Source organism: Reichenbachiella sp., from assembly GCF_965223055.1.
GTDB lineage: Bacteria > Bacteroidota > Bacteroidia > Cytophagales > Cyclobacteriaceae > Reichenbachiella.
On the sequence record NZ_CBDCVM010000003.1, the window covers coordinates 123,187 to 145,974 of the forward strand.

The 22,788-nt window shown below is 41.0% G+C and carries 21 protein-coding genes and 1 tRNA gene; 8 read left to right on the forward strand and 14 right to left on the reverse strand.

The window, feature by feature from the left end:
* Positions 1-43: 43 nt before the first annotated feature.
* Positions 44-925: an arsenite methyltransferase gene (locus tag ACOQO5_RS00990; protein WP_420579809.1), complete on the reverse strand. Its 882-nt coding sequence runs from the start codon at positions 923-925 to the stop codon at positions 44-46.
* A gap of 395 nt (positions 926-1,320) precedes the next feature.
* Between ACOQO5_RS00990 and ACOQO5_RS00995 the strand changes: the two genes are divergently transcribed.
* Complete coding sequence (locus ACOQO5_RS00995; RefSeq protein ID WP_420579810.1) at positions 1,321-3,486, forward strand: transglycosylase domain-containing protein; 2,166 nt, start codon at positions 1,321-1,323, stop codon at positions 3,484-3,486.
* A 110-nt stretch (positions 3,487-3,596) separates the two neighbouring features.
* Here ACOQO5_RS00995 and ACOQO5_RS01000 read toward each other — a convergent pair whose 3' ends face one another.
* Together ACOQO5_RS01000 and ACOQO5_RS01005 are read right to left on the reverse strand one after the other, a co-directional pair.
* Positions 3,597-4,187, reverse strand: a complete 591-nt coding sequence (locus ACOQO5_RS01000) for a hypothetical protein (RefSeq protein ID WP_420579811.1) — start codon at positions 4,185-4,187, stop codon at positions 3,597-3,599.
* 72 nt (positions 4,188-4,259) lie between these two features.
* A complete protein-coding gene (locus tag ACOQO5_RS01005) occupies positions 4,260-4,790 on the reverse strand; it encodes a PH domain-containing protein (protein WP_420579812.1) in 531 nt (176 codons plus the stop codon).
* A gap of 125 nt (positions 4,791-4,915) precedes the next feature.
* Here ACOQO5_RS01005 and ACOQO5_RS01010 point away from each other — a divergent pair, with 125 nt between their 5' ends.
* The 3 genes from ACOQO5_RS01010 to ACOQO5_RS01020 all read left to right on the forward strand — a co-directional run bounded on the left by ACOQO5_RS01010 (position 4,916) and on the right by ACOQO5_RS01020 (position 8,644).
* Complete coding sequence (locus tag ACOQO5_RS01010) at positions 4,916-6,637, forward strand: ATP-binding protein (RefSeq protein WP_420579813.1); 1,722 nt, start codon at positions 4,916-4,918, stop codon at positions 6,635-6,637.
* On the forward strand, positions 6,634-7,263 hold the full coding sequence (locus tag ACOQO5_RS01015) for a response regulator (protein WP_420579814.1): 630 nt from the start codon (positions 6,634-6,636) through the stop codon (positions 7,261-7,263). Before ACOQO5_RS01010 ends, ACOQO5_RS01015 begins: the two co-directional genes overlap by 4 nt.
* 121 nt (positions 7,264-7,384) lie before the next feature.
* A complete protein-coding gene (locus ACOQO5_RS01020; RefSeq protein ID WP_420579815.1) occupies positions 7,385-8,644 on the forward strand; it encodes a cation:proton antiporter in 1,260 nt (419 codons plus the stop codon).
* Positions 8,645-8,648: 4 nt separating this feature from the next.
* Here ACOQO5_RS01020 and manA read toward each other — a convergent pair whose 3' ends face one another.
* Positions 8,649-9,842: a mannose-6-phosphate isomerase, class I gene (manA, locus tag ACOQO5_RS01025; RefSeq protein ID WP_420579816.1), complete on the reverse strand. Its 1,194-nt coding sequence runs from the start codon at positions 9,840-9,842 to the stop codon at positions 8,649-8,651.
* Between the two features lie 188 nt (positions 9,843-10,030).
* Positions 10,031-10,102: transfer RNA gene (locus ACOQO5_RS01030), tRNA-Arg, on the reverse strand.
* 166 nt (positions 10,103-10,268) lie between these two features.
* Between ACOQO5_RS01030 and ACOQO5_RS01035 the strand changes: the two genes are divergently transcribed.
* Positions 10,269-11,552, forward strand: coding sequence for a hypothetical protein (locus tag ACOQO5_RS01035; protein ID WP_420579817.1), 1,284 nt, complete (start codon positions 10,269-10,271; stop codon positions 11,550-11,552).
* Between the two features lie 12 nt (positions 11,553-11,564).
* Here ACOQO5_RS01035 and ACOQO5_RS01040 read toward each other — a convergent pair whose 3' ends face one another.
* The 3 genes from ACOQO5_RS01040 to ACOQO5_RS01050 form a co-directional block, all read right to left on the reverse strand.
* Positions 11,565-12,056: a rhodanese-like domain-containing protein gene (locus ACOQO5_RS01040; RefSeq protein ID WP_420579818.1), complete on the reverse strand. Its 492-nt coding sequence runs from the start codon at positions 12,054-12,056 to the stop codon at positions 11,565-11,567.
* Positions 12,053-12,349, reverse strand: a complete 297-nt coding sequence (gene trxA, locus ACOQO5_RS01045; RefSeq protein ID WP_420579819.1) for a thioredoxin — start codon at positions 12,347-12,349, stop codon at positions 12,053-12,055. Before trxA ends, ACOQO5_RS01040 begins: the two co-directional genes overlap by 4 nt.
* Before the next feature lie 155 nt (positions 12,350-12,504).
* Complete coding sequence (locus tag ACOQO5_RS01050; protein ID WP_420579820.1) at positions 12,505-13,098, reverse strand: LemA family protein; 594 nt, start codon at positions 13,096-13,098, stop codon at positions 12,505-12,507.
* Between the two features lie 42 nt (positions 13,099-13,140).
* Between ACOQO5_RS01050 and ACOQO5_RS01055 the strand changes: the two genes are divergently transcribed.
* Positions 13,141-14,022: a TPM domain-containing protein gene (locus ACOQO5_RS01055; protein WP_420579821.1), complete on the forward strand. Its 882-nt coding sequence runs from the start codon at positions 13,141-13,143 to the stop codon at positions 14,020-14,022.
* A gap of 70 nt (positions 14,023-14,092) precedes the next feature.
* Positions 14,093-14,746 (forward strand): TPM domain-containing protein, encoded by a 654-nt coding sequence (locus ACOQO5_RS01060; protein WP_420579822.1) that lies wholly within the window; start codon positions 14,093-14,095, stop codon positions 14,744-14,746.
* 69 nt (positions 14,747-14,815) lie between these two features.
* Here ACOQO5_RS01060 and ACOQO5_RS01065 read toward each other — a convergent pair whose 3' ends face one another.
* The 5 genes from ACOQO5_RS01065 to polX all read right to left on the reverse strand — a co-directional run bounded on the left by ACOQO5_RS01065 (position 14,816) and on the right by polX (position 20,133).
* Positions 14,816-15,709, reverse strand: a complete 894-nt coding sequence (locus ACOQO5_RS01065) for a 3-hydroxyacyl-CoA dehydrogenase (protein ID WP_420579823.1) — start codon at positions 15,707-15,709, stop codon at positions 14,816-14,818.
* 3 nt (positions 15,710-15,712) lie between these two features.
* Positions 15,713-16,543, reverse strand: coding sequence for an alpha/beta fold hydrolase (locus ACOQO5_RS01070; RefSeq protein ID WP_420579824.1), 831 nt, complete (start codon positions 16,541-16,543; stop codon positions 15,713-15,715).
* A gap of 218 nt (positions 16,544-16,761) precedes the next feature.
* Positions 16,762-17,757, reverse strand: coding sequence for an L-glyceraldehyde 3-phosphate reductase (gene mgrA, locus ACOQO5_RS01075; protein WP_420579825.1), 996 nt, complete (start codon positions 17,755-17,757; stop codon positions 16,762-16,764).
* 113 nt (positions 17,758-17,870) lie between these two features.
* A complete protein-coding gene (locus ACOQO5_RS01080) occupies positions 17,871-18,377 on the reverse strand; it encodes a SixA phosphatase family protein (protein WP_420579826.1) in 507 nt (168 codons plus the stop codon).
* A gap of 49 nt (positions 18,378-18,426) precedes the next feature.
* Positions 18,427-20,133: a DNA polymerase/3'-5' exonuclease PolX gene (gene polX / locus ACOQO5_RS01085; RefSeq protein WP_420579827.1), complete on the reverse strand. Its 1,707-nt coding sequence runs from the start codon at positions 20,131-20,133 to the stop codon at positions 18,427-18,429.
* A gap of 100 nt (positions 20,134-20,233) precedes the next feature.
* Here polX and ACOQO5_RS01090 point away from each other — a divergent pair, with 100 nt between their 5' ends.
* Entirely contained in the window at positions 20,234-21,718 is a 1,485-nt protein-coding gene (locus ACOQO5_RS01090) for a lipopolysaccharide biosynthesis protein (protein ID WP_420579828.1), read from the forward strand.
* Between the two features lie 50 nt (positions 21,719-21,768).
* On the opposite strand, the gene ACOQO5_RS01095 is transcribed toward ACOQO5_RS01090, so the two are convergent.
* Positions 21,769-22,653, reverse strand: coding sequence for a DMT family transporter (locus ACOQO5_RS01095; RefSeq protein ID WP_420579829.1), 885 nt, complete (start codon positions 22,651-22,653; stop codon positions 21,769-21,771).
* Between the last annotated feature and the right edge of the window lie 135 nt (positions 22,654-22,788).

Consider the following 22,788-nt stretch of genomic DNA (forward strand, 5'->3'; position numbering starts at 1 on the left):
TTATTTCCTCCTATAATTATTATAGGAGGAAATATTGAAGTCACTAGCAACAGCCACTTCCAGGTGCACAGCTATTCTGCAACTCTGAAAGTTTTACTTTTGGTTTGTCTGACTTTGCGCCTGGTTTCTCCGCGTAAACTGTTACACTAAAGATTCCTGTATTACCCGATCTGAATTGAGTTAACTCTTCTTCATTCAAATATTTAGACAGGATGTCGTTAGGAATATCAATTGCTTTCTCCTTTTGGATGGTCATATTAGAAAAGCCTTGGTCTTGAATATAGCCCAGGTACTGGTCTTTCTGAATGGCACCCGACACACAACCGGCATACATTTCAGCATCGTGCTGAAGAGCCTCTGGCAACTCACCTACCAACACAATATCAGATATACTGAAATGGCCTCCTGGCTTGAGCACGCGGAAAATCTCAGCAATCACCTTCTTTTTGTTAGGTACCAGATTCAAGACACAGTTGCTTACAATTACATCGGCTGTGTTTTCTGCTACTGGCATCTGTTCGATGTCGCCGTAACGAAATTCCACGTTGTTGTAACCTAGCTTATCGGCATTCATTCTGGCCTTTTCGATCATGGGTTCCGTGAAATCAATACCGATAACCTTTCCGGTCTCTCCAGTTTCATGCCTGGCAACAAAGCAATCATTGCCAGCGCCAGAACCAAGATCAATCACGGTATCTCCTTTTTGTATATTCGCGAATGCAGTAGGCAATCCGCAGCCCAAAGCCAAATCCGCATCGGCCTCATATCCATCTACCTCACTATAGTCGTCAGTCATGATATTGTAAACCTCTCCAGAGGATGGAGTTGCGCCACAGCAGGACGAAGCATTGATAGCCGTTTCTTGGGTAGCTATTTTAGCGTATTTGTCCTTTACGATTTGTTTTAATTCTTCAGATGTGCTCATGTCATTTATATTTATTGTAAAAATACGATAAATAAAGTAATGGGGTTATAAACCTACTTGAAAAATGGTATAAGGTGATAAGGATCAGCTTAATTCGAGTGTATTTTGCCATGCGTTCAAGTCTAGGAATGAGATGAGCATTTCCAATGCAAACACATTTGTACCAAAATAATCGGATTACAAATCCTCAAGAAAATCGGCACACTTTTAGAAAAGTGCGCCAGTTCTTTATTGAATTAAACTACTCAAATCACGTAGTAGGGCTTAGAGAGCCTCAGCCTGACAATTTTATAATGTACCTTTACTATTGCCTCTTCATTAGTTATTCAAGATCTTTTAGATAAGCTACGATTTGATCAAATATTTGAAGAATATTGCGTTCCATTTACCAGCGTATGTCTACTAAAAAAAGAAAGAAATCTTCCAAGAAAAATCAGGAAAAAGCTAGCGCATTCAGCCTGTTGATCAACTGGTCGCTACGGCTGATTGTCCTTGGACTGGTCGTTTTTCTACTCTTCTTTAGTGCAGTTCACATGGGGGCATTTGGGCCAATGCCCAGCGATGAGGATCTGAAAAACCTGATCAATTCTCAGGCCTCTGAAATCTACAGTCAGGACGGCCAACTTATTGGTCGATATTTTCTAGAAAATCGATCAGAGGTTAAGCTGGCAGATATTTCCCCAGATCTAGTACACGCACTTGTAGCTACCGAAGATTCCCGGTTTTATGAACATCGAGGCGTCGATCATCAGGGGATGCTTCGTGTATTGGTGAAGTCGATTATCCTTGGACAGAATGCCGGTGGTGGCAGTACGATCAGTCAGCAATTGGTGAAGAATGTATTTGGTCGGAAGAACCATGGCTGGCTGACTATGCCGGCAGTGAAAGCACGCGAAGCGGCCATTGCCAACAAACTCAATGAAATTTATACCAAAGACGAGATTCTAGAATTGTATCTTAATACGGTTTCGTTTGGAGAGGATACTTATGGAATCAAAACCGCCTGTGAACGCTTTTTCTCTACCTCTCCTGCCGAGATTAAAACCGAACAAGCCGCTGTGCTCATTGGTATGTTGAAGGCACCTCACTCCTACAACCCCAGGCTCAACCCTGAACGTTCAAAGACACGCAGAAATGTAGTGCTAGGACAAATGGAAAAAGCTGGCTACCTGACCGCTGATCAGGCCAGTGAGCTCAAAGAACTACCACTCGAGATTGATTACAATCGTAATATAAGCGAAGCCCATTCGGCCCAGCATCTAACTCAACACCTCAAACAGCGCATTCAAAAATGGCTGGAAGACAATCCAAACGAAGCCGGTGAAACCTACCAACTTGAAACACACGGACTGAAAGTGTATACCACCATTGACTCCCGTATGCAGCAATATGCACAGGAAGCCGTGGTAGCCCATTTGGATCGATTGCAAAAAGCATTCGATACGGACCTAAAACAGCAAGACAAATGGTCTAAAGAAATAGACGCCACGCTTCAAGCTGGTTTTCTAGTGACTGACCCACATACCGGTCATGTGCGAGCCTGGGTAGGTGGAAGAGATTTTAAAACTTCTCAGTACGACCACATTCTCTCTGAGAGACAAGTAGGTTCTGTCTTCAAACCAGTAGTCTATGCCAAAGCTTTGGAAGATGGTTATACGCCCTGCGATTTTATCCCAAATCGACAGATTGAGTACACACAATATGATGGCTGGACACCTCAAAACTCTGATGGGGACTACACAGGGAGTTACTCACTACTCGGTGGATTGACGCATTCTATCAACACCATCAGCGTGCAACTTCTGATGGAATCTGGCATTGAAGATGTGATTGCGTTTGCTGAAAAACTGGGCACCTCGAGCGATTTACCTGAAGTGCCTTCCATCGCTCTGGGTGTAGCCAATATGTCCGTACAAGAGATCAGCAGGCTTTATACGCCCTTTGCTAATGCAGGCTGGCAGCATGAGCAAGTCATCATTACTCGAATTGAAGATGCTGAAGGCGAAGTACTCTTCACCCATGAGCTGAAACCCTCTGAGCAGGTGGTTTCTGAAAAAGTAGCTGGTCAGATCACTAACATGATGCAATCCGTAGCCAACCAAGGGACGGCACGAAGACTGCGTAGCTGGTACGGTTTGCAAGGCCCAATTGCTGGCAAAACAGGCACCACACAAAACCATGCTGATGGCTGGTTTGTAGGCTATACCCCTGATTGGCTGGGCGTGGTATGGGTAGGAGCCGATAATCCGGGATTACATTTCTCCAGCATCAAAGACGGTCAGGGGGCTAACATGGCTTTACCCATCTGGTCGAAGTTTTATCAGAAAGTACAGGCAGATCCTGAGCTAAAACAGAAGATGCACAGCTCCTTCCCTTTTCCCAATGACGTAAGCTGTGAACTGTATCAGGAAGACAACTTCCTACAAAAGACTTTCAGAAAGAAGCTCAAGAAAAACCGAGATTCTGGTTTGGAGGATGAAGGCTCAGAAGAAGCCGAAGAAGAACAACCACAAAAGAAGAAAAAGCGCTTCTGGGATATTTTTAAGAAAAAGAAAAAGTGAGTTTCTCAAATTTGTTGGTGATGCCATAGGCATCCCTTTGGGACAACACGAACAAGGGTTGAATCGCACTCTCGACACTAGCCGTAAATTTCATGGAGAGATAGATAATGTTAGCGATCTATTTTGACTAGTTCTTTTTTAGTTATATGCTCACCACTATCAAGAAGTTGGTAAGATATATACAGATGGTACTTACTAGAATCAGAAAAGGACAATGTGTCACGAATTGAAATACTATTGATCAGTGTGTTCGATAGAGTTTTTTTCTTTTTCCAGCAATCTACAATGTTCATTAGATAGATCCAGTCCATTGCAGCTTCATCTTCAGTTATAACATAATCTTTTTTAGTTGCCTTTTTCTTAAGGTATTCTGGGTATCTAGGAATCCCATCAGACAAAGACCATTGTTTGCTGTTATTTAGGTTCAATCTGTAATCTCCATAATTAGATAAACTTTGTAGCGATGAGTTAGTACTATCCTCCACATTATGAATTAAAATTTTTTCAAGACTCGCAAGTATACTTGTGATTGTCATCAGTTCTTTTCGGAAATCGTTATAATGTTCACTATTATAAACACCTATTAGATACCTGATTTTGAAATCCAAGTCAATGCTATCTTTTGTATGTTGAGAGTACGCTGATGTTTGAGTAAGTAGCTGAAGAAAAGTAAATATTATTAATCCTTTCAGAAAGTTCATAGTGGCAAGTGTATAACACACATTATGTATGTAATTTCTCAAAAATAGGAATAACCAATCTCAAAGCACGCATTACTTGTTTCTAATATCCATAAGGATCTCCCTAATATCCCTAAGCAAAGCCACCACCTCATCTGAGCCGTGGATATTAGTACTATCACTTAAGGCTTTGCTAGATAATTTTTCCCGCTGTACGAGTACAGCGTCTTTGAAGTCGCTGGCGTCGATGATGCCTACCAACTGCATGTCGCTTTTCATGGGGTGGCCCTGGCTGGCGGTTTCGATCTTCAGAATTTTGAGTTGCAGCATCTTGAGGATTGGATTTTCTATAAAAGTCAAATCCTGAATGTTCTCCAGCGGGATGGTTTTCTCCACTTTGAACATAACGCCTTTTTTGAATTGCAGATGATGGGCGGTAAGTGAACAGCTCAGGCTTTCATAATATCGCCTGCTGATGTATTGGCCCAGGCCCAAAAACCAAATGGGAAGCAAGACAATTCCAATGACCGACAGGGTGATAAAGAAGGACCCAGTAAGCAGCGTGTACAATTTAATTTTCGGACTGAAGGCTGCGGTGAGTATAGCTTCTGTGGGTTTTGCCATGTTGGATTTGGTAATGAGTTTTAGGAAAGATATAAAATATTCGACGGCTCGTTGCAGTAAATACGTATTGGATATTACTGAAAGCCTCCTTTTCTTTGATCCAAAAGAACCCCTATCATTGTACTATGCTGTTTCATCGACTCAATATTGGTAATAAGCTCGCCCTTACTATGATCGGGTTGCTGCTGGTGGTATCAGCATTTATCTCCTATTTGTTTTATGTGCAGTTCGATTCTGCACTAAAAGAAAGGGTTCTCTTACAACTCTCGTCTGTCAAGCAATTGAAAATTGTAAAAATCAGAAAAGAGCTCAACGAGCGATACGAATCCTTCCGTCTCCGCTCCAAAAATCCCGATAGTACCGAACCTTCACCTCTTTTTTTCCATGAAGGCATTTATGCCAACGTGCCGGACTCACTATTGGGTTACCCTATCAAAACTATGCTAGGTGAGGTTAATGATAGGATTACTTTGTTCGACCTTACACAACACAATCCGTCTCATGAAATCACCATTGGGTTTATCACACAAATTGAAAGCGGTTTTTTGATTGCTTTGGCTGAAGAACAGGAGATTCAAGGCATTCTACTCGAACGTACAGGTCTGGGTCAGACTGGTGAATCGTATATTGTGGGAAGTGACTATAAGCTTAGGACTAAATCCCGTTTTTTAAGAGACAGCCCTAAAAACGTAACCGTAAAATCTGACGGTGTGCTGCGAGCACTTAACAATGAACCCGGTGAAGATTTGATCTACGACTATCGAGGTACGCAGGTATTTAGTAGTTATGAAAAGATCGAACTCAGTGGGTTGAAATGGGTCATTCTCACTGAAATCAATCATCAGGAGGCGCTGTTTCCGCTAGAGGAATTGAAAAACAATCTGATGATTATGATCCTGGTGATCATCTTTGCGGTTCTGATTGGTTCTTACTATTTGTCAAAGAAAATGGTAAGTCCTATCGTAGAAATGGAGCAAAAACTGACGGACATGTCCAAGGGTATCCTTGACCCTATCAAATCGCCTCAGAGCCGCGATGATGAAATCGGGCACATGTTCGACGCCCTAAACAAACTGATCAATGCCCTGAATGAAACTATAGTATTTGCCGGTAAGATTGGGGCAGGAAATTTTGATGCTTCCTACCAATTGCTCAGCGAAGATGACAAGCTGGGACAGGCACTGATGCAAATGAAAGAAAAGCTCCAGGAATACCAGAAAAACGAACAGCGCTTGTTGCTGGAAAATCAGCGATCTATACTAAACGGAGAAGAAGGCGAACGCTCCAGACTTTCGAAAGAAATGCATGATGGTTTGGGTCCTATGCTCACTACTATGAAAATGAGTATCCAATCGGCGGAACTCTCTGCGCCTACCAAAAAGAGCATTCTCAATCATATCGATGAAACCATCAAAGAGGTACGTCGGATGTCCAACAACCTGATGCCTAGTGTACTGGCTGATTTTGGTGCAGGAGAAGCGATTGGAAATCTGGTGGATCAGATCAACAAAAGCTCGGACATCAAAATTCGATACAAAAACGATATGCCCAGTGGGGCCAAAATAGACGATTCGATCCAGATCACTTTATATCGTGTAGCCCAAGAATCCATCAACAATGCCATCAAACACTCCAAGGCCAAAGAAATCAAACTATCTATCACGGCTTTTGACAATAGAGTGAGTTTCTTTGTCTCCGACAATGGCATTGGGTTTGACCCTAAAAAAAGCACCAACGGCAACGGACTCAGAAATATGAAAGAAAGAGTTAAGTTAGCCAACGGAACCTTAGATATTGACAGCCAACCTACCGGAACCACTTTAGAAATTGAAATACCAATCGAATGAGTAAGATCAAAATCATTGTAGCCGACGACCATCAATTGTTTCGGGAAGGCATCATAGCCTTACTTTCAAAAAATGCTTCACTAGATATTATTGGAGAAGCTGCTTCTGCCAGTGAACTGTTTGAGTTGATGGATAAATCCGCACCCCATGTCGTACTTATGGACATTTCTATGCCAGAGACCAATGGTTTGGATGCTATAAAAACCGCGAGGGACAAATATCCGGAATCTAGATTTATTGTACTCACCATGCATGCCGAGGGGCAATATGTGGTAAAAGCCGTTCGAAACGGCGCTTTTGGCTATTTGATCAAAAACGCTGATGAGAACGAACTCATAGCAGCTATTGAGGCTGTTGCCCTGGGCAAGAAATACTTCAATAGCGAGATTTCGGAACTCATGATTGGTAATATGGCGCTCGAAGGCGAGTCACACAAGAAGCTATCAGATCGAGAAATGGAGGTACTCGAATTGGTATCCGAAGGACGTACCACTAAAGAAATTGCCGATCAGCTATTTGTGAGTGCCAGAACGGTAGATACACATCGTGTAAACATGATGAAGAAGCTCAGTGTACAAAACACAGCGGAATTAATCAAAAAAGCGGCCCATTTAAAACTCATTTGAGTCTCCGTATTTATACTGAGGGTATAATACAAAAAATTGCAGAGTCTGCCCTAAGCCTGAAAAGACTAACTTAGTGGCTGAAATTACCCTAATTGTAGCTAATTTCTTTAAAAATTGACCTATGCACATATTCGACATTATTGCCGTACTCATATTTTTTTCAGGTTTATTCATTTTCGTTAATACCTTTTACCTAAAACTCCCTTCTTCAATTGGTTTGAGTATTTTGGCTTTGTTACTTTCTTTCATTGTTTTGATTTTCGGGATAGTTTTTCCGGAATATCATCTGGCAGAAGAAGTAAAATCTTTTGACATGGAAGACGTGTTGGTTCGGTTTGTACTGAGTGTCATGTTGTTTGCAGGTGCTCTCAATATTGATTTCAGCAAATTGGGTGATCAATTAGTCCCCGTAATTGTATTGGCGTTTTTCGGAGTGCTTATCTCTACATTTGTAATAGGCACTTTAATTTACTACTTACTCGATTTTATGAATATCGAGTTAAGCTTCCTTGGCAGTCTGATATTCGGTGCTCTTATTTCTTCTACAGACCCCGTGGCTATTACTAAGATTATCAATAGACACAAATTATCAACTGAACTAGAAAATAAAATTTCCGGTGAGGCTTTGCTTAATGGTGGTATTGCGATAGTTCTGGCACTCTTTTTTGTGAGTTTGTATAGAGAACAAGAAGTAGCTGGAAGTTTGAGTATTGGAACATCTATCTGGGTCGGACTAAGAGAGTTGGGCGGAGGACTAATCGTTGGTTTATTTTTCGGTTGGTTGGGTTATCAAGCCCTCAAATACATCGACAACGACGAAGCTCAAGTTGAAGTACTCATTACCATGGCCCTTGTAATGGTTGGATCATATGTAGCCAATTATTTCAGCGTATCCTCTATGCTTGTAGCAGTTATGTCAGGATTGGTGATCAGAAATTCAGAAAAAAGTACAGACGGAGAAAGTGCCGTAGGCTACTATGTATTCAAGTTTTGGCAACTGATGGAAGAATCTTTGGCGGCCATGCTATTCGTTCTAATAGGATTTGAAATGCTCGTTATACCGCTAAGACTAGATTATTTCGCTGCAGGATTCTTTGCATTGAATATAGTCCTATTTGCTCGATGGGTAAGTGTATTCCTTCCTATCAAATTATTATCTTCTAACCATGCCTTTGACAAAGGAACGGTTTCTGTCCTATCCTGGGGTGCGCTGCGAGGAGGTTTGCCTGTAGCTGTTTCCTTGTCGCTATCCGGGTTCCCAGGTCAAGAAATTATCGTGACTATGACATATGTAGTCGTCGTTTGTTCTGTCATCTACCAAGGGTTTACACTTGGCCATGTGGTACGATCTTATCAAGCACAGCAACTACAGGGCAAGTAAGGGATTATGGAGCTGTGGCTTTATACAATACAGCTTCATTTTTTGTCTGAATACTGTATTCTGCCTCAGCGGCAACAAAAACCGCTTCACCTTTTGAGCGATCTACTTCTGTATTTGATTGTGTAATTGATACTTCTCCTTGCAGAACAATGAGAATTTCAGCTGTCCGAGACGTGTTTATATACTCGTCTCCATTTTTTAAGTCAATTTTACTCAGCTCAAAGTCTGGTGCCGGACTCTTATAAATTCGTTCTAAGCCATCGGCTTGCAACTCACCTTGCATAATATTAGGATGAGTCTCTTCAAAAGCCACATGCTTGAGCAACTCTGGTACATCTACATGTTTAGGAGTCAGGCCGCCTCTCAAAACATTGTCCGAATTGGCCATCAATTCCATATTTTGCCCTTCCATATAGGCATGTGGAATGCCAGCATCTTGAAAGACGGCTTCCCCAGCGTTTACTTTTACAATGTTGAAAAAGTAGATAGAGTAGATACCTTTATCTAGCTTTCCATCCAGACAGAAAGTTTTGAAGGCTTTTGCTGCCCAATAGTCAGCTGAAGACTTATCTAAAGCCCCTGCCTCATACTTAGGCAACACTCTTTCAACAAGCGGCCTGAGTACCTTTTCAGTTTGTTCATCGGACTCTTCCATCACGGCTTGGTACAATCCTTTATATCCACCATCTTCGAAAGTAGGAATAAGCCTCTTGAGCTCTGTAGTATTTGTAATAGTTTCCTTGAGTTTAGTCTTCGGCAAAAAACCGTGCAATAACCAGAATTCACTTAGTGCCACCATAATCTCTGGCTTATGGTTGTCGTCTTTGTAGTTTCGATGTGCCGCTGTGATTGGGATCCCTAACTCATTCTCTTTGGCAAAGCCTTTCTCTGCTTCTGCTTTGGTAGGATGAACTTGAATAGACAACATGTCATTCACATCCAAGACTTTGAAAAGGAATGGTAGCCTCCCAAATTTTTCATCAATCGACGATCCTAATATAGCTTGACTATTGGTATTTATGTATTCATTTAATGTCTCACCTGAGTCCAACATAGATGGAGCATTGTTATGTGCGCCCAACCAATATTCAGCATAAGGTTTGTCTTCAGCTGATATGTTTAGCAAACTTGGAATATAAGAAGCTCCACCCCAAGCATAGTTTTGAACTTTCCCTTTCAATGAATGTAGTTTTGGCATTTTAATAGTATGATAAATGTGGTGGGTGTTTGTCGTTTTGGGATGACAAAGTAATACTGAAATTGGCAAGTATTCTAGGAATCCGTAGCTAAAAAGTAGCCCCTCCAGGAATCGATCGCGCGGCGCACCGTGGCACCGGCCACCCAGCTGGATCTAAAGTTTAGGAAACTCCTTTTAAACTTATTATGTAGCCTCGCTAGGAATCGAACCTAGATCAAGCGTTTAGGAAACGCCTATTCTATCCATTGAACTACGAGGCCAGATAAACAAATGTATTGATTTTTTGCAACCTGATGTTTAATGGGCATTATATAAGGGAGTTGCAAATGATCCCTCCTTCTGAAGGAATTGACGTAATCAACGAATAAAATCGACTCTGCAATAGATTTTTGGTAATTCTTACCAAATCGACTAATTTCATTACAAATGAAAAGCACTTATTTTTCTCTTGTATTCTTATTTTGCTCCAAATTTCTTTTGGCCCAATCTTTTGGTAGTAAAACCTACGATGTCGAACCCGTGCCTTTTGCCAAACTCCCTATTTTACATTGGCAGTCAGACGAGCTAATAGAAGAAGAACCCGCCTGGGAAGGTTTTTTGCTAGTGAAAGCCAAACTCAATGGTATCTATGATATCAATGGTGGCTTACAAAAACAATCCACATTTAATGTAGGCCAAATCGACGTTTGGGGCAACGACGACCGCAATAGATTTTCGATGGATATGGTCCAGTCTCAGGTAAGATTATGGAGCAAACGTAAAACCAAGCATGGTGATTTTGTAGGCTATATGGAAGGTGACTTTTGGACCGACGGTGGGCACTTTAGACTTCGGCACTTATGGTTCGACTTCAAATTTTTACACGTAGGGCAAGATTGGAGCTTTTTTGGTGACAAGGATATATGGCCTAACGTGTTGGATTGGGATGGGCCACCCTCAGGCTTATGGCATCGAGCTACGCAGATTAAATTTTATTTTGAGAATGACAATCAATGGAAGTTTGAAATCGGCATCCAAAACCCATCGCATGAAATCAGATTCGATGAATCGATCGATCCATCTTTGAATTCGACCTACCCGCTTGCTCCAGACTTTATTGGCGCAATAAAAAAATCAGGTAACTTCGGTCATCTCAGAATTTCTGCCATTTATCGAAATTTGAACTATGACTACAATGGCGTCATCCAATCCAAACCAGGATACGGCACCGCACTTTCAGGATATTTGCAAACCAATGAAGCCACTAAAAACCCTGCTCAATTCCAGATGGTAGTCGGCAAAGGTATTTCCAGCTATTTATCTTCATTTTGGGGACACAACTACGATGGGGTACCCACAGGGAATGGAGACATCTCAACCGTACCGGTGCTGGGCAGTTGGATATCCTACGAACATTGGTTCGGCCAACGTTGGCATGCCAATATAGTTCTTGGTTTTTCTGATTTCAAAACAGCCGAGATTGCCATGCTCACCATCGACCCACCAGGATACAACGCTACCAATACGACATTAAATTTAGATCATGAATACATGCTAATTAATGTGATGTATGATCCGATTCCAGGATTGTCTGTGGGTATTGAATACAATTTGGGCAATAGAGATATACAATACACAGGGACGATTGACACTGGCAATGGCATGATTCAGTCGGTGCAAAAGGCTCGCGCCGCACAACGAATTAGCTTTGGAGCTTTTTTCGATTTTTAGGATTTAAATTATTCAGTAAACCGTCTCGGCATCATTCAACCAGACTCCCCAAGTGCGGCCGTAGCCATGTACTTTTTGGGTAACGTTTCCTTCCTCGTCCACCACATCTTTTCCCGAGTTGACCCAATCGAAGATGCCGCCATATAGATTCTTCACATTAGTGAATCCAGCCTTCTCTAGCTTTTCGGCTACTTTCTCGCTTCTATAACCAATAGAGCAGTACACAACGATCTCAGCATCTTTGTCAATATCTTTCACTGATTTGATTTTGAAATTGTCGTATCCTACAAATTGAGCATTTTCGATATGACTGACTTCAAACTCCTTTTGCTCTCTGGCATCCAGCCAAATCACTTCTTCACTTTCTACTTCATTGGCTTTAACCTCCTCCACCGAATGGCTGATCAATGAATTGATTAACGTATAAAAGGCTTTCTTTTTCATATCGTCCTGAGCTTGACAAAGTGTAGGAATGAGCACTATGATGAAGACCCAGCGCTTCATAAATTGGCTTCTATTACTGATTTGAGTTGATGCTTAGATGCAGTACCCGAGTGTCTCCACAATACCTGTCCTTTTTTAAACAAAATAATCGTAGGAATGGATCGTATCTGATAGACCTGAGAGGCTTTTTGATTCTTGTCCACATCCACTTTGATCACCTGTGCTTTACCTTTCACCTCACTTTTAAGTTCTGAAAGCACGGGAGCCATTTGCTGACAAGGCCCACACCAATCGGCGTAGAAATCCACTAGTACGGGCTGGTCTGAGTTGATGATATCTGAGAATGTTGGCATCGAATATTATAGTTTAGCAAAAATCATTTGAGAAATAGTACGTAATTGCGAACGGAGTGAAGCAATCTTAATGTTAAGTTTCCTACGCATTAATAAGATCACTTCGTTTCCTCGTGATGACGTTTGTGTTTTTTCTCAAATGATAATAATAGGTCCTAAAACTCCACCTTCGGCGCATTCTCACTGCCCTCTTGAGCAGCAAAGGCTACTTTCTTTTCGAAGCCAAACATGCCTGCGAAGATCGTATTAGGAAATTTTCTGATGTAAGTATTATAACCTTGTACTGATTCATTGAATCTTCTGCGCTCCACGGCGATTCTGTTCTCAGTGCCTTCCAACTGCGCCTGTAGCTCCAAGAAGTTCTGATTGGCTTTTAGATCAGGGTATTTCTCCACCGTTACCAACAATCTTGATAATGCAGAAGACAACCCACTCTGCGCTTCTTGAAACTGCTGCATTGAAGCAGCATTCAAGTTGCCAGCATCGATGGTGGTGCTGGTGGCTTTAGCCCTGGCCTGCACTACAGCTTCCAAAGTTTCTTTTTCGTGAGCGGCATAACCTTTTACTGTACTCACCAAATTGGGAATCAAATCCGCACGTCTTTGGTACTGCGTTTCTACATTGGCCCATTGAGCGGTCACCCCTTCGTCCATAGTCACCATGTTGTTGTATTTTCCAGTTACTGAACTATACATCCAAATTACCACGACGGCTAGTACGCCTAATATTATCCATGTCTTTTTACTCATCTTCTTACTTGGTTAAAAATCAAATTTACTACTTTAGCTGGAATGAAAATCAAGAATACTCCAACTCTTTTTGTCTTTATATGTTTCATTTTTCTCAGCAATATTACAATTGCTCAGGACTATGTGGCCATCCCCGAAAATAAGCAACGGATAACAGACTTGACTCAAACTATTTCTGGTAATGATCTGGAATACCTTGAGGACAAACTCAGGCGCTTCGAAGAAACTAAAGGCAGTCAAATAGCCGTTCTGATTCTTACTTCAACCAAACCAGAAGAAATCGAACAATTCAGCATTCGCGTAGCAGAAAAATGGGAAATAGGTCGCGGCGGCATTGATGACGGGGTGTTGATGATCGTCGCCATGGGTGATCGTAAGATCAGAATTGATGTGGGTTATGGATTGGAAGGCGCCATTCCAGACATTTACGCCAAGCGTATCATTGAAAATATAATCACGCCAGAATTTAGACATAGTCAGTTTGCTTCAGGAATCAACAAAGGCGTGGATGCCATCATGGATCTGATCAATGGTGAGGATTTACCTGCCGTAACAAAAAAGAATTACAGACCTCAAGGCTCTGCTAAAAATTTCTCTATAGGCTTGATTGTATTTGGGTTGATTATTCTCAGTGTTATTAAGGCAATGATTAAAAAATCATCGATGAAGTTCATCGTGGCTTTAGTCATTGCAGTGCTGTTGGCTTGGATTATGGCTAATGTGATTATGGGCATCTTTTCATTCATTGTTTCGCTATTCGTACTATTCAGTAATTCTACTGGTGGTCGAGGCGGCGGCGGATATTATGGAGGTGGCTACTACGGCGGCTCTGGAGGCGGCTTTTCTTCTGGTGGCGGCGGATTTGGCGGTTTCTCTGGCGGAGGTGGTGGCTTCGGAGGCGGTGGTGCTTCTGGAGGTTGGTAGATTGAGAGAATAGTGATGAGTGATTAATGAATAGTGATTAATGAATAATTGGCTTTGAGCCATTAGAAATATGAGAAAGAAATTTGAATTTTCGGAAGCGGATAAAAAACTGGTCAAAGAGGCCGTGCAGGAGCTAGAGCAGAAAACTGCCGGGGAACTCGTGGTATATTTTGCCCGAGAAAGCGATAGCTATTTGATGGCTTGCTGGAAACTAGCTGGGCTATTTGGTGTGCTGTTTCTTGCACTGGTCGCTACACTCTCCTATTTGTGGTTGTTGCCTGCCTCACTGGGGGTAATGTCTATTTGTATTATTGGTATTGGAACAACTGTTTTAGGATTTGCCATCCCCTATTTCATTCCTTCACTAAGAGTGTCATTCACTCCGGACTCCGTTGTCTCTCATCGAGTCTTGACCAAAGCCAGAGACATTTTCTTACAAGAAGAAATTTTCAACACCACCGACAGAATAGGTATTCTGATCTACATCAGTGAATTGGAGCATCAAGTGCAAGTCTTAGGCGACTCAGGCATCAATGACAAGATCCAACAAGAAGACTGGAACGAGGTCTTAGGTTTGGTCATTCAGGGGATCAAAGCCAATCATCCAGCAAAGGGCATTGCCGATGCGATCAAAAAATGTGAAGACTTGCTACTTTCCAATGGCTTTGTGAATGTGGTGAAGCCAGACAATGAGTTGTCTGATGATATGAGGATTGAGGAGTAGGCATCCATTAATGTTAAGATTTCTCACTCCCCCATCCTATCGTCTGGCTCGTTCAAAATGAGAAAAAATCTACTTCAAAAACCCAGGTTCCTTAAAAGCTGGATTAGGATAATCATAAAACCCGCCTTTGGTTTTAATGCCTAACCTTCCTTTGTCCAGATAATTGGTTTTGAGATAAGAGGCGTTTGCTAACTTCTGTTTATCCTTGTTCACCTCTCCCCAGTGTATCATCACGTTGTACATCGTTTCCAAGCCAATCATATCCATGATCATGAAAGGGCCTCTCGGATTACCTGAAATCATCCAGGTGCGGTCTACTTCCTGAAAGTCAACCACCCCCTGCTCCACCAAATCCAATGCGGCGGTAAGCATGGGACCTAAAATGGAATTGAGGACGTAGCCATTCTGCTCTTTTTTGAGCACGATGGGCACCATACCAATGGCTTTGGCGAATGTAATTGTTTGTTCTTTCGCCTCCGAACTTGTGGCAGGGTGTGCCATCACTTCAGCCACATTGAAAGTCCAGATCATATTGGCAAAATGCAGCGCCAAGAACCTTTCGGGTTTTTTAACCGAGTCGACAAAGTCGCTGGGCAAGAGTGTAGATGAATTGGATGTAATGATAACCTCATCCGACACCACTTTCGATAACTTCTTATAAAACTCACTTTTGATTTCAAGATTTTCAGGAACTGATTCACTAATAAAATCGGTTCCTCGAACAGCATCTTCCAAATTTGTAGTGTAGTTCAACCTATCTTTGGCTAATTGAATTTCATCAGAAGTTGCGCCTAGCGACTTTTCGAAAATTCCGGCAAATTGGTGATGAAATTTCTGACTAGCAGCTATACCATTTTCAAAAGCATCGTAGACTACAACATCAAATCCTTTAAAAGCGGTTTGCCAGGCAATTTGAGAACCTAAAGTTCCTCCTCCAGCGATCATTACTTTTTTAATCTCCATCACTTAGTACTTCATGTTTTTGATAATGTCGAAAGTCGACTTCGTAGATATAGGTTTTGTAAAGAAGTCGTCGAGCACTTGAAAGAACAATTCTGGTTTTTCATATGAACCAAAATGTGTTGCTCCGGGCATCACAAATAAATTGGACTGTTTGATATTGGAAAACATTTCTATCGAGTGTTCCAAACGAATCACATCTCGGTCGCCTGTCATCACTAAAACTGGAGCACTTATTTTATCTAAATCCGAAGTGGGAATTTGAGGCTGATATTTCATCAACCGAAGCAACTTCAATTTATACTCATCTGTGGTCTCTGTCAGCGCATTATTTAGCCAATCTTCAATCCTTTCATCGACGACATCAGGCTCAGGTCTCAGATTAGCACCAAACACTGCTAGCCTCTTCACCTTATCCGGGTAGTCTATCGCCAGTTTCAACCCAATAATTCCTCCATCGCTCTGTCCCCAAATAAGACAAGAATCGATATCCAGTTGATCCAACACTGCATTAATATCAGCAGTCATTTGCTTATATGTAAGACTATCTCCTACATCTTTCGTCTTACCATGTCCTCGACTATCCATAATAATTACCTGATACTTGTCTTTGTAGTAGTCTATTTTTGGAGTGCTAGATTTGACAGAACCTCCATTGCCATGGATGAGCAGTAAGGGCTCACCTTCTCCATAAATTTCATAATAGACCTTGATTCCATTCACCTCAGCGTATTTCCCTGCGTCGGGGTTATTGCCGTAGGGAATGGTAGGATTCTGAGCAAATACAGCTAATGAGATGCTGGTAGAAAGCAAAAATGCAAACAGTGACTTTTTCATTTTGGTGGGTTCGAAGTATAAATGGCTAAGCATTAATATTAACCCATTCCCTATTGAAAACAAAAAAGAAGGCTGACTCAAAAGTAGTAATAATCTAAAAGTGTCACATTGAGCTTCGTCGAAATGTCTGTCTGCTACTAGCAGCAAGGCTTCGAATACCCGGGCGGCGAACCGCTCAGCCTGACAGTTTATTTGACTTTTGAGACAGCCTCATTCATTTAACCTTTTAAAATATTCTCTATTTCATCCAGCTCTTGTTGACTAAACTCAATATTTTCAATGCTCACCAGATTCTGCTTGAGCTGCTCTACGCTGCTAGCTCCTATAAGAACAGAAGTCACTACATCATTTCTCAACAACCATGCAATGGCCAATTGAGAAATCATCTGCCCACGAGCATCAGCTATATCCTTCAGCTTTTTGATTTGATTTACTTTTTCTTCAGTGATGTGGTCTTTTTGAAGAAAAGGTGAAGACGACCTTGCTGCTCGTGAATTTTCCGGAATTCCATTTAGGTATCTATCTGTGAGTAATCCCTGTGCCAACGGAGAAAAAACGATGGCTCCAATTCCCTCGTCTTCCAAAACGGCATTTAAGCTTTCCTCCATGTGCCTATCAAACATAGAATACCTATCCTGATGAATAATAAATGGAGTTTTCAGTTCTTCCAAGATACCCTTCATCACTTTGGTTTGTTCTGGGTTGTACTTGGATATCCCTACATATAGTGCTTTCCCTTGCTTCACGGCTTGATCCAGCGCCAAGGCAGTTTCTTCTAGCGGAGTATTAGGGTCTGGCCGGTGAGAGTAAAAAATATCTACATAGTCTACACTCAACCTTTTCAGAGATTGGTCAAGACTGGAGAGTATATGCTTTCTGCCACCCCACTCCCCATAAGGACCAGCCCACATCTCATGTCCAGCCTTTGTGGAGATCAAAATTTCGTCTCTGTAGGGTTGCAATTCTTCTCGCATCATCTTGCCAAAATTCTCTTCGGCCGAGCCTGCAGGTGGTCCATAGTTGTTGGCCAAATCAAAGTGAGTGATACCGTGATCAAATGCATATCTGATCATTTCTCGGCTATTTTCATACTTGTCTACATGTCCGAAGTTGTGCCATAACCCCAAGGAAATAGCCGGTAATAAAAGTCCCGATTTCCCACATCTTCGGTATTTCATAGTATCATATCGGTCTGTTGCTGGTTGATAAGCCATAAATTCTTCTGTGTATTAAAAATAATGTTCGTTCAAAGTCAGATCGATCCTTTTCATCAAGGAACAATATCTGCTACATTCATACGTAGTTTTGGGAATGGTAACGCTGCACGTTATTGGGTATGTAAATCTACGCCTTTCGGATAGTAATAAAAAAGCTTTTTTGCCTGCGCTTGCCGAATTTGATTCCAATCTTGAGTATCCAATTGAATACCGACCACTCCGCAAGTTGGGATATTAAAAATTTCCTCCCCTGTCAGCTCGTTTACATAGTCCGTAATACCTGGGTTATGAATAAAAATCATGGCGGAATCATGACGCTCATCGATGGACTGAATAGTGCTTTCAATATCTTGTTCATCTCCATGATATAATTCTTCTTCCAGTTCTAAAGCTTCAATCAAACGATCAAATGCACGCAAAAAATATGCTGCAGTATCCCGAGTCCTTCTCGATGGACTGCTAATAAAAACATCCGGACAGTTTATTTTTTCTTTTAGAAACGCGGCCATTCTTGGTCCATCTCGCTTACCCCGTTTGTTCAATGGACGATCACGGTCTCTCAGGCTGGGATCCTTCCAGCTAGACTTGGCGTGACGAACGAGGTAAAGGGTTTTCATGGTGGTTTCGCCTATTCATAGCTCAGGGTTTAAACCCTGAGCTATGGAATCAATTCGATTTTCGTTTTAAAAAATACCCAGAAATCTCCTCTAAACTCATAGCATTTAAGCACTTCTCTTTGGTCAGTCCACCTTTTCGACCAGCCAATAGACCATAGTACATATCTTTATAGCCTTCCATTTTGTGTGCGTCTGGGTTAATGCTTAGTTTGACACCTTTTTCGATCGCATAATGCACCCAGCGCCAATCTATATCTAAACGATAGGGACTAGCATTGATTTCTATAACCACACCTCTTTCAGCACAGGCATCTATCACTGCTTTATGATCTACGGGGTAGCCTTCTCTTTCAAGAATCAGACGCCCCGTCATATGCCCAAGAATAGTTGTATATGGATTATGAATAGCTGTCAAAAGCCTATTGGTAGCTTTGTTTATATCCATATTCAAACCTGAATGAACTGAAGCTACAATAAAATCAAAACTGGCCAATACATCGTCAGAATAGTCTAGAGAACCATCTGCGAGAATGTCTGACTCAATACCAGAAAACACCTTGAATGGAGCCAGTTCTTCATTTAGCTTCTTAATTTCCTCTTGCTGTTCTTTGACTCTAAAGTCTTGAAGGCCATTCGCATATACTGCGGTTTGACTGTGATCAGAAATGCCCAAATATTCGTAACCTAACTCCTTACAATACTCCGCCATTTGACGCAAGGTATGTTTACCGTCACTATAAGTAGAGTGATTATGTAAAATCCCTCTGAGGTCATTCATTTCTATCAGATGAGGTAGCTTGTTTTGTTTGGCCAAATCTATTTCAAACTCTCCTTCTCTCATTTCAGGTACCACAAAAGATAAACCGGCAGCCTTATAAATGGCTTCTTCAGACTCATATGCCTTTTCTCTTACTACAGACCGAATACTTTTATCACTTTCCACAGGTAAATTGAAGTGTTTTGGGTGAGCGGTAGTTTCTACCAAGGCATTGTAAAAATGATCTGTACTACTGAATCTAATCTTAACAGGTACAGTGCAATTGTCATAATGTCCACTCCAAGTATAAGGCCCGGATGATTTTTCATTCTCTGTAAAAGCAGCCAATCCATTGATTACTTGACGTGTTGATTCAAAATTGTCAGAAGCAACCAAAAACTCTAAGCATCCAATCACTTCCATCCGACGCCGCAATTCTCCCGTTTCAGAAAACAAAGTTATAGATGGTTGTTTTTCAAAATCAGACAGTATCAATGTCATAATTGGCTCGACATTGGCGTAACGTTCCAATCCCCTACAACGGATCGCAAACTGCACTGCACTCATTAGTGCATCCTGAGATTTTTCTGCAAAGCCCTTGAGTTGAGCAACTTTTCCGTGTTGGCACATATAAAGCAAATCGTCCATGGTCTCAGCTCCTCCGTCTTTCCAAAGCACTGCAATTTTCTTAGGACCAAAACCAGAGATTTTGAACATTTCTACTACTCCAGAAGGTGTATCCTCCATCAGCTGATCCATTCCATCGAATGATCCTCTCTCCAACAGTTGAGTAACGTTTGCAGCCATGCCCTTTCCTATACCATCAATCTTTGGGATATCATCTATAGACATGGTGCTCATCTCTACCTGTAAATCACTAATCGTATCTGCGGCGGTTTGATAACCTCGTATTTTGAAGGGATTATCTCCATGAAGCTCCATGAGTTTGGAGGCAAGTTTGAGTTTGGATTTTATTTCTGCGTTCGTCACGATAGTCATCTTTTAGAATTGAAATATAAACTTACAAATTGCATTAGAATTAAATACCAAATTACAGTTTATAAGTTATCATTGCGGCGGACCATAGCTCAAAAAACGATTGGGAGTAGTTATCAAACAAAGTAGTATTTCTGCCTTTTTCACCTATCTCGGTGCTGCCATAGGGTTTGTAAATACCATTATTCTATTTCCCTTATTCCTTTCCACCGAGCAGATTGGTTTACTTAGAGTTATACCCTCTACTGCCTTTTTGATTACTTCATTCGCTCAGCTCGGTATCGCTAGTACACTTCAAAAATTTGCACCAGAATTAAAGAAAAAGCCTGAAGGCCTTACTCAGCTCGTTACTTTCTGTGTCATTGTAATATTGATCGGATTTATTATTTCATGTGCAATCATATATCTATTTGAAGAACCTATCAAGGCATATTTTAGCACTAATTCTGCGCTCTTATCAGAGTATTTTTTAGTCGTGATAGTGCTAGTTCTCATCTTATCACTTCAATCTTTGTTTGAAGTTTACAGTAGGCTATTCTTAAAAACTATTGTACAGAACATCATAAAGGAAGTCATGCTGAGACTCATGTTTTCCATTGGAGTTTCTCTTTACTTTCTACAATTCATTTCATTTCATCAGTTGGTTTATGGACTAATAGTGATGTATAGTTTGATGCTTATGATGCTATTGGGTTACACTAATTATTTAGGGGAGCTCAAATTCAGCCTGAAATTCCATTGGATAGACAAATCACTTTTACAAAGGATGGCCATGTATTCATTATTCGTGATGATCGGATCCGGAAGTGCAAATATTGTATTGAACATTGATCAAATCATGATTTCATCGGCCTTAGGGCTAGAAGCTAATGGTGTATACTCCACAGTATTCTATTTTGCGGTTATGATTGAACTTTCCAGACGTGTGATTATTCAAATCACCACGCCTTTAGTTTCTGATTCTTTAGAGAATCAAGATATGGCTGCCGTAGAAAAAATCTACAAGCAAACCTCCATCAATCAAATGGTAGTGGGTGGACTGTGCTTTATCGGTTTGGTCTGCAATTTGGATAACATTTTTGATCTTATGTCGAATGGAGAAGTATTCGCTACTGGAAAATATGTGGTTTACTTTATTGGTTTATCCAAAGTAATGGAAATGGCTTTTGCCAATAGCAGCCCAATTATCGCTATGTCAAAATACTACAAATTCAATGTAATCACTATTGCGATTTTGGCCGTACTCATGGTCTGCCTTAACCTGTTCTTGATTCCTAAGTATGGTATCTCTGGTGCCGCATTTGCCTCGATGTTAGCCCTTTTTATATTTGGAGTGATTAAAATGGCTTTCATCAAATCAAAATTTGGATTCATACCCTTTACTTGGAATAATGGAAAGCTACTGGTGATTGGAATTGTGGTGCTATTTATCGGCTCGATAATACCAAAAAATGATAATAGTCTGTATGACCTGGCCATTCGGTCTGCTTGCATCGGAGTATTATACTGTGTGGCAGTATATGGTTTTAATATATCTAAAGAGATTAATAATGGAATTCTTCATCTGAAGAATAAGATATTGGGTTGATCTCTTTACTGTTGAAAGAAATCACAATCAATTTTAATAAGAATGCTTTGCTAAGCATCCCCTTTCCTTTTTTGTACAGCTAGTACATTTCCTATCAAAATCAGAATGATACCTACGGCTGCATAGATGGTCATTTGATAATCTTCAAAAACATAAGAGATTCCTATGGCAATGACAGGAATAATTACAAGCGCATAAGCGGCCTTATCCGCTCCTACTCTACTAATCAAAGTCAGGTAGGTTCCAAAGGCTACGATGGAACCAAAAACAGTAAGGTAAGCCAAGGAAATGATATAGCTCCAAGAGGGGTCAAAACTAAACGGTCTGTCAAGTAATAGTGCTAACAATCCCATCCATACCCCTCCATACAACATACCATATGCATTAGCTTGAATAACAGGAATATTATTCGCTGAATTACGAGCCGAGGTGATATTACCCAAAGAGGCGATGATCACAGAAATTGCTGTAATGATCGTACCTACAATGGTTTCTTTTGAAAAAGTAAGGCCCAAAAACTCATTGCCAAAAATCAAAACTGTTCCCATAAGGCCAAGCAAAGCGGCCATTAATATTTGGCGATTAATCGGTCGATGGAGAAACAAAGCACCAAACATAGAATTCAAAAAAACCAATGTAGAATAAGCAACTGCAATCAAGCCGCTAGCCAGATAGACTTCAGCTTCATAGACTAACCAATAATTTACACCAAAGAGTAAGAATCCTTGAAGTGCCATGAAGCCGTGTTCCTGGATAGAAAAGCTCATTTTCCTTCGAGTGGCCAAACAAAAAGTAATCATGATTCCACCAGCCAATAGGTAACGGTAAACTACAGAAATCAATGGATCTACCACTCCTAGTTGAAACTTGATTGTAAACCAGGTAGAGCCCCAGATCAATGCTGGAATAATAAATAACCAAAGATTTTTATTCATAGTCAATGTTCTCTAATAAGTGTAAGCTAAACAAATGTCTGAGATGAATTATCTTAATCAAGGTGATGAGTAATGATAATAGTTTGGAGAGTCATCCAATTCTGACTTGTACCAATACCTACGATCACGTATATT